Raw genomic sequence first — 12,119 nt, forward strand, 5'->3', positions numbered from 1 at the left:
GGTGTTAAAGCGTTTTATTGCGGTAGATTGGGGAACAACGCGTTTAAGAGCCTATTGTTGCGAGTTTAGTGCACAAGGCGAAGTGCAGTTGTTAGCAAGCGCCGCCGGGCCCGGCGTAAAAAAAGTCCAAACCAGTTTTCCAGCCACTTTATCTGCTGTTATCGCTCCTTTTATTCAGCAATTTGGTCAGTTACCTGTATTAATGGCGGGACAAATCTCCTCTAGTATTGGTTGGTTTGAAACCGACTACTTGAATTGTCCCGTGTCGCCACAAGCGATTAAACCCGCCATGGTCAGTGTTAAAGTGGACGAACTCACGCTTCATATCACTCCCGGTTTGCGTTATCAATCGGCGGATGGCCAAGATGACACTATGCGCGGCGAAGAATTGCAATTGCTTGGTTTATTAAAACGTTATCCACACTATCAGCAAGGGCAGCATCTTATTTGTTTACCTGGTACGCATTGCAAATGGGTGATTTTAGATTATGGCAAAGTCCATTGGTTTAAAACTGCGATTACCGGTGAATTATTTGACATTGTCATTCAGCACAGTATTTTATTGCCGCCTCTGGCTGCGTTGCCGACTGATGATACAAGTGGTTTTTTGGAAGGTTGTACACGCTCTTTAGCAGATAGCCCTGAAAGCTTAGTGCACTCGTTATTCAGTGTGCGCACCAAGCAGCTTTTCACTCAATGCAATGCTGCAACAGCAAGAAACTACCTATCCGGCTTATTAATCGGCGCTGATATTAAAACGATTATGCAGTCAATTGAAACGGCGTCTTGCCAGAATAAACCTGTCGTGCTGATTGGTACCGGCCAGTTACAGCAAGCATACGCCAATGCATTGGCTGCTGCAGGTAAAAGCAGTACCTTGATAGCTGAGCAAGATGTAGCATTAGCTGGTTTTGGCTTTATCGCCGCTGACCAGACTAATTTAGTCTAATCAACGGCAGGGTTTAGGCTAGCGCAGGATGGTGCTTAAGATAATTAGCCAACTCAGTTACCGCTGCTTGTGGTGTCACTAAACCTAACTTGGTTCTTCGCCATAAAATATCGTCTACCGATATTGCCCACTCATTCTGAATGAGATAATCCACTTCGGCTTGCCACAGCTCGGGGGTAAAACGCATACCCAGATCGGTGATAGAGTGTTTATCGGTCAAAATTTTGTGGCAAAGCGTGCCATAAGTGCGCGCAAAGCGATGACACAAATTTTGGTCTAGCCACGGATACTGTTGCTGAAGCTGCGCCGTTAATTGTGGAGTATCGCTAAAATCGCCTCCAGGTAAAGCTGAGTTAGCTGTCCAGCTCGGGCCCTGCTTTGGGAAATAGGGCTTAAGTTTGTTCACAACTGCTTCAGCTAGTTTGCGATAGGTCGTAATTTTGCCACCAAATACTGAAATAAGTGGTAAACAATTGGCTCTGTCTGATATTTCCAGTTTGTAATCTCTAGTAACGCTCTGCGCTGAGTCAGATTCGTCATCGAGTAACGGGCGAACACCGGAATAGCTGTGAACAATATCCTCGGCGGTAATTTTGCGTTTAAAGTATTGATTAGCAATAGCTAAAAGATAATTTATTTCTTGTTGGTCGATAGCAACATGGCGTGGATCGCCAACGTATTCGACATCCGTGGTGCCAATTAAAGAAAACTTATCTTCATAAGGAATAACAAAAACAATGCGTTTATCCGCATTTTGCAGAATATAAGCCTGAGGTTGATCATGTAGGCGGGGTACAACAATGTGGCTGCCTTTGATCAAGCGAATATGTTGTGGGCTGGCCTCGGTAAAGGTCTCATCAAACAACTGACTTACCCATGGGCCAGCCGCATTGACCACCGCTTTAGCGTGCACCTGAAAAGTTTTTTGGGTTTTTTCATCGCGAAGCGTCACAAGCCAAGCTTTGTCTTGTCTTTCAGCTTTGATACAACGCGTGTGAGTTTTGATAACCGCACCCTGCTTTTGTGCTGCCATCGCATTTAATACCACTAAGCGAGCATCATCGACCCAGCCATCAGCATATTCAAATCCAACATGGATATTTGTTTCAAGTGGACTGCTTTCATTAAATTGAATTTTACGCGAACCATGCAGCTTTTTGCGTTTAGCTAAGTGGTCATAAAAGAATAAGCCCAAACGAATCATCCATACAGGTCTTAAATGTGCTTGATGCGGTAAACGGAAGGTTAAGGGCCACATGATATGTGGCGCATTTTGTAATAAAACTTCACGCTCAGCTAAAGCCTCGCGCACCAGTCGAAACTCATAATGCTCTAAATAACGTAAACCACCATGAATTAATTTGCTGCTGTTAGATGACGTTGCCGCAGCTAAATCGGTTTGCTCGCACAGAAATACGCTTAAACCTCGACCTGCTGCATCATGTGCAACACCGGTTCCATTTACCCCACCACCAATTACCAGCAAATCAACCTGCATTAATCCCTTCCTCCGCTCTCGCTAATTATCATACAAATAGTATATATGAGATTGTATAGGTTGTGGATCAATTTATCATCTTGCTAAGTGGGAGTCTGCAAGCGAACTTGCGCCACCGCATGTTGCCACTTGGCATATAAACAATTACGAGCGGCCGCATCAAGTTTGGGTTCAAAGCGTCTTTCACATTGCCATAGTTGCGCTAAATCCTCTAATGAGTCAAAAACGCCACATTGCAGGCCCGCTAAGTAGGCAGCGCCAAGTGAAGTGGTTTCGGTTACTTCTGGGCGTTCTACCACAGCGCCTAAAATATCAGCAAGAAAACTCAGTACCCAATTGTTTTTTACCATACCGCCGTCAACGCGTAAAACTGTTGGTCTCAGCCCATCTTTTTCCATCGCTTTTTGTAAATCCTTTGTCTGATATCCAACAGACTGAAGCGCCGCTGCCACTATGGTATCAATACCTGAGTCTCGAGTGAGTCCCAATATGGCGCCTCTGGCATTCGGATCCCAATAGGGCGCGCCTAAGCCAGTAAAAGAGGGAACCAAAAATACACCGTGGTCTAATGGTACATCTTTAACCATAGCCTCACTTTCACCTGCATGTCTTAATAATTTTAAGCCTTCAACAATCCATTGCATGGTGGCGCCAGCCATAAAAATACTGCCTTCAATCGCATAGGTCACCTTACCATTTAAGCGATAAGCCACTGTCGTGAGCAAGCGGTTATGCGATTTCAGCGCTGTTTCGCCAGTATTTAACATTAAGAAACAACCCGTGCCATAGGTACTTTTGGCCATACCCTGTTGGAAACAGGCATGGCCAAATAGAGCGGCTTGTTGATCACCGGCCATCCCACCAATCGTTATTGCAGCACCCAGTAACTGCGCGTCAGTTTTGCCAAAGAAGGCGGCGCTATCCAATACTTCTGGTAGCATGCTGGCGGGTATATCAAATAAACGTAAGAGATCTTCATCCCATTGTTGGCTATGGATATTGAATAGCATGGTACGTGAAGCATTGGTGGCATCAGTACGATGCATCTCGCCTGCGGTTAAATGCCACAGCAAATAGCTATCTACTGTACCAAAAGCTAACTCGCCGCGTTCTGCTTGTGCTCTGGCACCAGGCACGTTGTCTAAGATCCAACGAATTTTGGTGGCTGAAAAGTAAGGATCTAATAGTAAACCCGTTTTATCCGCAATCAGTTGTGAAATCTCGTCGCTGATTAAAGCTTCGCAAAAGGGTGTGGTGCGGCGGTCCTGCCAAACAATGGCATTATAAAGCGGTTTACCGCTGTTTTTTTCCCAAACTAAAGTGGTTTCACGTTGATTGGTAATGCCAATCGCCAGAATATGTTTTGAATCAATATTCTGTTTTGCAATAAGTTTTTGGCAGCAGCGCAATACACTTTGCCATAAATCATTGGGATCATGTTCTACCCAACCATTTTGTGGATAGTGTTGGGAAAATGTTTCACTTTCTGAAGCAAGTGGTTTACCGTCAGTATTAAATAATACCGCACGAGAGCTGGTGGTGCCTTGATCAATGGCCAGAAGATAGTGAGTCATCGCGTCACCTTTTTAATTATCATATAATATGACTAGATTGCCGTTTTGCAGTAGTTTTGGCAACCCTATTTTTCTGTTTAAGTTATTAATATGCAGTACAGCAGCAGACATTCCGGAAAACTGTTAGCATAGTCTGGCTAACTAACTATAAGAATATTATAGAAAAAGGGTATACAGGGTGTCAGAACAAATTGTAGTTGAATTAGTCAAGGTTATTGATTGCCAAAATACGCTTGGTGAGAATGTGTTATGGCATGGTTTAGAACAAGCCATTTATTGGATTGATATTGAGCAGGCAGAATTGTTGCGTTACCAACCCGCGTCTGCGCAGTTAACTCGATACGCTTTACCTGAACGTATTGGCAGCTTTGCTTTTTTAAAGACTTCTGGCACATCTGATTATCGGATAATAGCTGCGTTTGCCTCTGGTTTTGCATTATTTAACCCAGACACCGCCGCGATTAAATGGTTAGACAAACCACAAAATATGCTGGGTTTGCGTTTTAATGATGGTCGTACCGATCGGCAAGGGCGTTTTTGGGCCGGTACTATGGTTGAAGATGCCAATATGGCCCAGCAACAGGCCGAGCTTTATCAACTTAACGCTAATGGCCAGGCTATCAGCGTATTACAACAAATCGAAATCTCTAATGGGCTTTGTTGGAGCCCAGATGGTAAGACACTCTATCATGCAGATTCACCAAAACACTGCATTAAGCAATATGCATTTTGCCCTGAAACTGGTCAGTTAGGTGCAGCGCAGCATTTTGCTGAAACACCCGATAATGCGCATCCAGATGGTTCAACTGTAGATCATATGGGCCATGTTTGGAACGCACACTGGGGCGCGGGTCGTGTTGTGCGTTATGCGCCAGATGGCATAGCACAATTATCGGTAGAGTTGCCTGTTTCTCAGCCATCCAGTGTCGCTATTGGTGGTCCAGCACTCGATTGGCTAATTGTTAGCAGTTCTCGACTTGGCTTATCAGCGAGCCAACTGGCTGCTCAGCCGTTGGCGGGTCATCTTTTTATCTATCAACTGCAGAATATTAAAGGCATACCGGAAGTATTTTGCCAGCTGCCTGCGGCATGGCTGGCAAAATAGTCGGGTGATTACTTGGTTGTAGCTTGTTGGTATTCCCAAGATAGTCCTGTTGCGAAACGCTTCGGGAAACCTTTCCAGCCACTGTCATTGCCCTCAGCATTGGTTACAGAGGGTGACAATGCTAAAAATGCACATTGCTCCGCAAGAGTTTTAACATGGCAATCTAACATCGCCAGTGTGAAATGTTTATTGATCTCATTAATAGTTTGTATAGACCAGCTACCCTCATGATAGGTGCCAATGTCTAGCTCATTACTCATTGCGGCTGTTGGGGCAGGGTGTGGCGCAATATTATGACGGGCATGATGAAAGGTTAGCATGTATTTCGCTGCGCTACCGGTTTCATTAAACAGCCATTTAATACCTGCATAACCCGAGATGTCATCTAAGTCGCCGGCTAAATACATCATAGGCACAGTCATTTTAGCTAAAGCAGTTTGCGCGAACAGTTTATGTTGGCCACCCCATGGTGCGATGGCAATAGCGGCTTTCCAGCTAGGGTCCACTTGATAATCTGCATATTGACCACCCGCACAGCTATTAAGCAATTGTTGTAGCTGAGCTTGCGCCTTACTTTCTGTTACACCTGTAAAAGCGGCTACCGTTTGTGCGGTAAAGTTATAGCAGCCACCTACGCTGTTAATCGCGCCATAACCACCCATTGAAAAACCGATTACTGCAGCAAGTTCATCTTGTACCGCGCGCTGTAGTTCGCTGTTATTTTCTTTAAAGTAGGATAAAACAAAGTGTTGGTCGCGCGAGCGATTAAGTAGGGTACTTAAAAATCCAGCAAAAGGGGCCTTGGTGATATCGACGTCGGCATGCGTTGAATCTGTATGATCAATGGCTGCGACGACATAACCATGTGAAGCCAAGTGCTCACCTAAATAAAACATAATAGTACGATAGCCAGTGTAACCATGTGAGAGCACTACGAGAGGAAATTGTTCTGTGGAAGTGATGGCGCTATCACGAGCAGCGCTACCTTGAATCGCGAAGGGTTTACCTGTTCGAGTGATATCCTGATAAATAGCTGCAGTATCAGAGGGTTTGTTAACTGATGGATACCAGACTTCTAAGCGAAGCTTACGATCCTTGGTTTGTTGTGTGATGGGGTCAAATTGTTCAGGATTAACCACATCTAGAGTGGTAACGCCTACGACATACTTACCTTTTGTTGCCAGTTGCGGTAGCACATCGGCCGGTCGAGATTCATAAAGTTGTTCTGCAGGAATAGCTGTGGCGCTATAGGCCGTGAAAGATGTCATACTAAATATGCTCATCATCAGTGTGCAAATGACTAAACGCATGTGTCTCTCCTAAATCCGTTTAAACATATTAGAAATATTGAACGACTAAGCCTTGACCGGCAGTACAGACATACAAGTCAGCAGCTAACCCAAATTGTTGTTGATATTGCGGTATCACGGAATCTTTTAACGTTGCCACAGATTCTGGCAAACAGAGGCAAACTATTGCGCCACCAAAGCCACCTCCGGTCATTCGCGCAGCGCCATTCTCACCTAACGCCTGTTGGCTTAATTTCACCAGCCCATCGGTTGCTGCAACAGTAACTTCATAATCACCGTGTAATGATTGATGCGATTGCGCCATTAAGGTGCGTAACTTAGCCAGATCACCAGTTTGGAGAGCTTGTACCGCGTCGATGACCCTTAAATTTTCAGAGACAACATGCCGAGCGCGTTTACGTTCAACGTCGCTAAGTAAAGTATTGTGCTCAACGGCATCTAAGGTAGTTTGACGCAGTGAGCTCACGCCCAGTTTTTTGGCAGCGGCTTCGCAAGCCAGACGGCGCTGGTTATATTCACTGTCTACTAATTTTCTTGGGTAATTAGAATTGATGATGACCACGACTAAATTGGTCGGCATCGCTACCAATTGTGTGCTTAAATCTTGGCAATCAATTAACAACGCATGATGCGATTGGCCATTAGCCGAAACTAACTGATCCATAATACCGCACTGACAGTCCATAAAGTCGTTTTCGGCTTGTTGGCCAAATAGTGCGAGCTGTGTTGGAGTTAGTTTAAGTTGAGCCACACTGTTAAACATGCCACCAATGGCCACTTCAAGTGCAGCAGAAGAAGAGAGCCCCGCACCTTGAGGTACATCACTTTCAATCAGTAAATCTGCGCCACACAATTTATGTCCAGCGCGTTGCAACACAAAGGCCACGGCTCTGACATAGTTACCCCATTGCGAAGGACCTGCTTTAATGGGCTCTGCCACACTAAAACAATCCGATTCACCTGGGTAATTTAACGAATGTACCTTAATGACATTATCGGCTCTTGCTTTGAAGAGTACCTTGGTGCGGAAATTCAAAGTACAGGGTAAAACAAAACCATCATTATAATCTGTATGTTCACCAATCAGGTTTACTCGGCCAGGTGCACTAGCGACACCTTCAGCAGCAGTATGATATATGGCGGAAAATTGCTCTGCTAAAAACGTGAATTCCATCTAATGGTCCCTTACTTGTTCTTTTTGTAATGTTCAACGCTGGCCGCTTGCAGGATCTGTGCGGCGGTTTCTGCGGTTAAATCGCGCTGACTTTCGCCTAACATTTCGTAGCCAACCATATGTTTTTTGACGGTAGCTGAGCGTAATAGCGGAGGATAAAAGTGAGCATGTAAACGCCAATAAGGTTGTTCGCTGTCGGTTGGGGCGTTATGCCAACCCATGGAATAGGGAAAGCTGCAATTAAACACATTGTCGTACTTAATGGTCAGTATCTGTAATGCCTCAGCTAGAGTTTCTTTTTGCTCTTGGCTTAATTGTCCAATATGTTGAATGTCGTCTAAGCTGATCAGTAAGGTTTCAAAAGGCCAAGCTGCCCAAAAAGGCACAACTACTAACCAATGGGCATTGGCAAAGACAACTCGACTTTTTTGGGTAAGCTCTCGTTGTGCATAATCGGCTAACAAACTACGGCCATGCTGCTGAAAGTACGCTCGTTGTTCGGTATCTTCAGTGGAAATTTCAGTTGATAGATGATTGTGAGCCCAAATTTGTCCATGAGGGTGGGGCTGAGAACATCCCATAATTGCCCCTTTATTTTCAAATATTTGGATGCATTTATATTGCATGGCCAACTCAAGATATTGCTGCTGCCAGGTATCGATGACGGCAGTGAGCTCGGTTAGTGATAATTCTGGTAAAGTTTTGTGATGTTCAGGCGAGAAACACATCACCCGGCATTCACCTGAGGTTGTTTCGTGAGCGAATAAAGGATCATTTGCCTCTTCACTTACTTCTTGTTGGGTTAAAGCCCCAAAATCATTTTTAAATACATGGGTATATGAATACACTGGATTAACTTCACCGTTGGCGCGGGTATTGCCTGGGCACAAAGGGCAGCTCGGATCATGTGCAGCTAAGGTGTCGTTAGCAACACTTTCGGTGGCCCCCAACCAAGGGCGGTTGTTTCTATGCGGCGAAACTAAAATCCACTTACCGGTTAGAGGATTACGCCTGCGGTGCGTAAATTCAAAAGTGTCCATGATGTAACTCCTGCCTTTGATCAGCGAACGAGGTCTATAACGCTTTTGACCTTATTATTTTGCGCATTTATCTTCAGATTAAATCTGATTAACTCATAAACGAAAAATTTATTTTATACTATAAATAGTATTAATGGTAGGTAAGGCTCAAGTCAACTGTTGATTCAGCAAATTGTACAGTTAAGTTACAGAATAAAATGATAAAAATGCGCAATCACTTTGCAGCACCTACAGAGGTGAGCGACGAGTTGTTGGTCTATTTTTTAATATTTAGTCATTTATTTAGAGAAAAGGCGAGGATGGGTACGCGAATGAGCCCTAATCATAAGATGTGTTTAGTACATTTTACTCATGTGCATTTAGGGATGAGTGGCAACGGTCTGTATTGCCACTTTAATCTTTGGCGTGTCTGTTAAGAAAGTTTATGTTGCGTCATAAAGCTCCTCATACAAGCGCTCTAAATGATGCAGTTTCGCTATGGCTTGTTGCCGTTTTCTGCCTAATAACCACCAACCTATAGCGCAGCCTGGGAGCACTAAGAAGCTATATACTTGTAGCAAGATGTTTGGTACTTGCGCTGGCTGCCACCAGGCTAGGCCCCATAGCGTTATCACAAACAATAACAAGGCTAAGCAACTGTATTGGTTGTAACGCAAATAGCGCACGGTGTTTCGGCATTTTTCTAAACGAAAGAGCAGCAAGCCTTGGCTACTCCAGTCAGAATAATTGAGTAAGGGGCGGTGCAGGCTCACGCTGGTCAGTACGATACTTATGGCGCCGGCAAACAAAAATAGCGCTGCGAACATATCCAAAAGTGTTCGTTCACCGAACAATTGGCTGCTGCCCATTATTAGCAGTAGCCCCGCAGCAGCGAGTTCGGCCCAGTATTGCCAACGTTGATAATTTTGCTGGCGTTTTGCGGCACGTAAATCCGTGGCCAGTGGCTGCGTTGGTTGTTGCTGCCACGCTTTGCTGAGCTGCTTAAAATCAAAGGGCGGTTGCATGTTGCAAGATCTCCTGTAAAGCCGTTTTGGCGCGATTCATTCTTACTCGCACGGCACCGTAACTGATGCCGAGAATATCGGCGATCTCTTTCTCATCAATATCTTCCATCGCCAAGGTAAGTACTTGCCGATGGGATAGTGCCAATTGCCGCACGGCTTGTAACAACACATTGTTTTGTTGCTGTGAGGAAAATGCCACTGAGGGGCAGTCGCTTTGTAACTCATTGAGATGCTGCTCTTCTAGCGGCTGCCAAGCCATGCGGGTTGCGCCGGCGATATGGTCGACCACTACGTTATGCACAATTCGAAACAAATAGGCGCGTTTGTTATCTACTTGGCTTAATTTCTCTGCGGATCGATGTAAGGCCAGATAGGCTTCTTGTGCTAAATCTTGGCGTAAAGACGGATCGGCCTCATAGCTCATTAAGGTGCGGCTAATTGCTGCTTGATACTGCAGCCAAAGTTGCAGTGCGAGATCAACAGTCATAATGCCTTACTAAAACCATAGCGACTTATCCTTAAATGATTCGGCTCTGCATCGCCTGATCGCGCGTGAGCCATTTTTAGTTCTAGTCTGCCGCAACGTGCTAACTGTTACAAAAATAAAAATAATTTTTTTTGTAACAGTTTTTTCAACTCGCACGACTTAACAGATAACCGACAAAAGACTCACGCAACAACAGGAGCGCGTAATGAGGAAGGATATTATCAAGCCGTTATTGTTTTCGGCACTACTGAGTCAAAGTGTGCTGGCTGAAACGGTGCTTTACCACAATGCAACGGTCATCGAGCCGGCCACACAGCAACAAACCCGTGATGCTTGGTTGTTAGTCGCAGATGGGCGCATTGTGCAAACCGGGCAAGGTGCGTTACCTAACGCAGTCACGCAGATCGATTTACAACAGCAGTATGTGTTGCCGGGGCTGGTGGATGCTCATTTGCATATGACCGCAGGGCCGCATCGGGTAGAAATGCGTAACGGCCAACCGGTGTTAGCGGTGACGGGCACGCCAGAGCTTACGCAGTACCATGCTTTAACCACCTTAGCGGCGGGTGTGACCACCATTTTTAATCCTGCCGGTGAAGCGGCCGCCAATGCGCATTATGTTGCCAAGCAGCAACAGGGGGCTTGGCTAGGGCCTAGAATGCTATACGCCGGTGAAGTGTTTGAGCCAACCCCCATTATTGGCGGTTCAGTTTACCCGAGTACTGAGGCCAGTTGGCAAACCGAGATCGCACGGCAGCAAGCACTGGGTGTCAACTTTATTAAGTTATATCAGGGCTTAACGCGAGCCGAACTGGCACAAGGCATTAAGTTAGCAAAAGCGGCGGGCTTAAAAACCATCGCGCATTTAGATGGCGTGAGCTGGCAATATGCGGCCGATTTGGGTATCGATGCCTTAACGCATGCTTTACCGACTAGTGCCGAGTTGTTAGCTGAGCCTGCGCGTACCGAGTATTTAGCACTGCGCAAGAACCCTTACGACACCCGCTATGTTTATCAGTGGTTTGAGTATGTCGATTTTGACAGCCCAGCCTTACAAAGGTTGTTTCGTACTTTGGCTGAGAAACAGATTCGGGTGGGTCTGACTGCGACCTTCAATGAATTGCTCTATCACTTTGCGGATTCAAACCAATTATATCCAGAGCAAGCGCTCAGCGTATTGCATCCTGATGTGCGGCAAAGCTGGCGCGCCAATATGGGCATGTTGGTATACAACTGGACCGAGCAAGATTTCGCAGCTGCACAACAGCAACTACCCAAAGTACTGGAGTTGATCCGCCGCCTGTATGAAGCCGGTGTACCTTTATTACTGGGCACCGATGCGGTCAGTAGTGGCCCATTTTTATTGCGTGAAATGCAATTACATCAACAAGCAGGCCTAACCTCTTGGCAGGTACTGCAATTAACCACCAGTGATGCAGCACGCCACTTGGGTTTGGGCCAAGAGATTGGCCAGTTGAGTGCAGGCTATGCGGCAGACTTTATCGTGTTAGCAGATAACCCCTTGCAGGATTTAAGCGCATTACAACGTATTAAGAGCGTGGTGCAAGGCGGCAAACTGCACACTGTGGCCTCGTTACAAAACGCGGCTAACCCATTTTTACCTACCGCCGACATCGCGGCGACTTCCACAAAATAAGGAGTTATACCATGGATACCATTAATGCCTTCATCGCTGAACTACAACAAATGAACACCCTTGGGTTAGTCGGTTTTGGCGTGCTGTTTTTGGCCATTTGGTTTTTACCCAGCGTGTTAGCGGCCATCTTTAATCGGCAGCATTTGGGTAAGATTGCGCTGTTAAACATTCCGGCAGGCATGTCTTGGATAGCGTGGTTTGCACTGCTCGCTTGGGCGGTAACGGGCAAACTGAGTCACAAGCTCGCCGCAAAAGCAAAGTTAGCCCCTGTGAGTAAAGTCGAGTCATAAACCAAGTGACACAGCGGCTGACGATAAAGCC

General features: G+C 45.7%; 11 protein-coding genes. 4 read left to right on the forward strand and 7 right to left on the reverse strand.

Annotated features, from left to right (window positions below):
* Nucleotide 1 precedes the first annotated feature (1 nt).
* Nucleotides 2-949: a 2-dehydro-3-deoxygalactonokinase gene (locus ACUJFL_RS02485; protein WP_445429055.1), complete on the forward strand. Its 948-nt coding sequence runs from the start codon at nt 2-4 to the stop codon at nt 947-949.
* 13 nt (nt 950-962) lie between these two features.
* Here the strand turns inward: ACUJFL_RS02485 and glpD are convergent, their stop codons facing one another.
* Complete coding sequence (gene glpD / locus ACUJFL_RS02490) at nt 963-2,447, reverse strand: glycerol-3-phosphate dehydrogenase (protein WP_445428408.1); 1,485 nt, start codon at nt 2,445-2,447, stop codon at nt 963-965.
* Nucleotides 2,448-2,530: 83 nt separating this feature from the next.
* The gene (gene glpK / locus ACUJFL_RS02495) at nt 2,531-4,021 is read right to left on the reverse strand and encodes a glycerol kinase GlpK (protein ID WP_445428409.1); all 1,491 of its coding nucleotides are present in this window, start codon (nt 4,019-4,021) and stop codon (nt 2,531-2,533) included.
* Nucleotides 4,022-4,199: 178 nt separating this feature from the next.
* Between glpK and ACUJFL_RS02500 the strand changes: the two genes are divergently transcribed.
* A complete protein-coding gene (locus tag ACUJFL_RS02500) occupies nt 4,200-5,126 on the forward strand; it encodes an SMP-30/gluconolactonase/LRE family protein (RefSeq protein ID WP_445428410.1) in 927 nt (308 codons plus the stop codon).
* 8 nt (nt 5,127-5,134) lie between these two features.
* Here ACUJFL_RS02500 and ACUJFL_RS02505 read toward each other — a convergent pair whose 3' ends face one another.
* The 5 genes from ACUJFL_RS02505 to ACUJFL_RS02525 form a co-directional block, all read right to left on the reverse strand.
* On the reverse strand, nt 5,135-6,436 hold the full coding sequence (locus ACUJFL_RS02505) for an alpha/beta hydrolase family protein (RefSeq protein WP_445428411.1): 1,302 nt from the start codon (nt 6,434-6,436) through the stop codon (nt 5,135-5,137).
* Nucleotides 6,437-6,464: 28 nt separating this feature from the next.
* The gene (gene galK, locus ACUJFL_RS02510) at nt 6,465-7,610 is read right to left on the reverse strand and encodes a galactokinase (RefSeq protein ID WP_445428412.1); all 1,146 of its coding nucleotides are present in this window, start codon (nt 7,608-7,610) and stop codon (nt 6,465-6,467) included.
* 11 nt (nt 7,611-7,621) lie between these two features.
* A complete protein-coding gene (locus ACUJFL_RS02515; RefSeq protein WP_445428413.1) occupies nt 7,622-8,650 on the reverse strand; it encodes a UDP-glucose--hexose-1-phosphate uridylyltransferase in 1,029 nt (342 codons plus the stop codon).
* A gap of 422 nt (nt 8,651-9,072) precedes the next feature.
* On the reverse strand, nt 9,073-9,654 hold the full coding sequence (locus ACUJFL_RS02520) for a hypothetical protein (protein WP_445428414.1): 582 nt from the start codon (nt 9,652-9,654) through the stop codon (nt 9,073-9,075).
* Entirely contained in the window at nt 9,638-10,141 is a 504-nt protein-coding gene (locus tag ACUJFL_RS02525) for an RNA polymerase sigma factor (protein WP_226750440.1), read from the reverse strand. The genes ACUJFL_RS02520 and ACUJFL_RS02525 overlap by 17 nt, the downstream gene beginning before the upstream one ends.
* A gap of 205 nt (nt 10,142-10,346) precedes the next feature.
* Between ACUJFL_RS02525 and ACUJFL_RS02530 the strand changes: the two genes are divergently transcribed.
* Both ACUJFL_RS02530 and ACUJFL_RS02535 read left to right on the forward strand, forming a co-directional pair.
* Nucleotides 10,347-11,798 carry an amidohydrolase family protein gene (locus tag ACUJFL_RS02530; RefSeq protein ID WP_445428415.1) on the forward strand — a complete coding sequence of 484 codons (1,452 nt, stop codon included), beginning with the start codon at nt 10,347-10,349 and terminating at the stop codon, nt 11,796-11,798.
* A gap of 11 nt (nt 11,799-11,809) precedes the next feature.
* A complete protein-coding gene (locus ACUJFL_RS02535) occupies nt 11,810-12,088 on the forward strand; it encodes a superinfection immunity protein (RefSeq protein WP_445428416.1) in 279 nt (92 codons plus the stop codon).
* Nucleotides 12,089-12,119: the final 31 nt, after the last annotated feature.

Source organism: Alishewanella sp. HL-SH05 (genome assembly GCF_052655985.1).

What these genes read in the sequence shown, in the direction of transcription:
- ACUJFL_RS02505 (WP_445428411.1), bottom strand. Translation starts at nt 6,436, where the DNA reads ATGCGTTTAGTCATTTGCACACTGATGATGAGCATATTTAGTATGACA.
- glpD (WP_445428408.1), bottom strand. Translation starts at nt 2,447, where the DNA reads ATGCAGGTTGATTTGCTGGTAATTGGTGGTGGGGTAAATGGAACCGGT.
- ACUJFL_RS02515 (WP_445428413.1), bottom strand. Translation starts at nt 8,650, where the DNA reads ATGGACACTTTTGAATTTACGCACCGCAGGCGTAATCCTCTAACCGGT.
- glpK (WP_445428409.1), bottom strand. Translation starts at nt 4,021, where the DNA reads ATGACTCACTATCTTCTGGCCATTGATCAAGGCACCACCAGCTCTCGT.
- ACUJFL_RS02530 (WP_445428415.1), top strand. Translation starts at nt 10,347, where the DNA reads ATGAGGAAGGATATTATCAAGCCGTTATTGTTTTCGGCACTACTGAGT.
- ACUJFL_RS02520 (WP_445428414.1), bottom strand. Translation starts at nt 9,654, where the DNA reads ATGCAACCGCCCTTTGATTTTAAGCAGCTCAGCAAAGCGTGGCAGCAA.
- ACUJFL_RS02535 (WP_445428416.1), top strand. Translation starts at nt 11,810, where the DNA reads ATGGATACCATTAATGCCTTCATCGCTGAACTACAACAAATGAACACC.
- galK (WP_445428412.1), bottom strand. Translation starts at nt 7,610, where the DNA reads ATGGAATTCACGTTTTTAGCAGAGCAATTTTCCGCCATATATCATACT.
- ACUJFL_RS02525 (WP_226750440.1), bottom strand. Translation starts at nt 10,141, where the DNA reads ATGACTGTTGATCTCGCACTGCAACTTTGGCTGCAGTATCAAGCAGCA.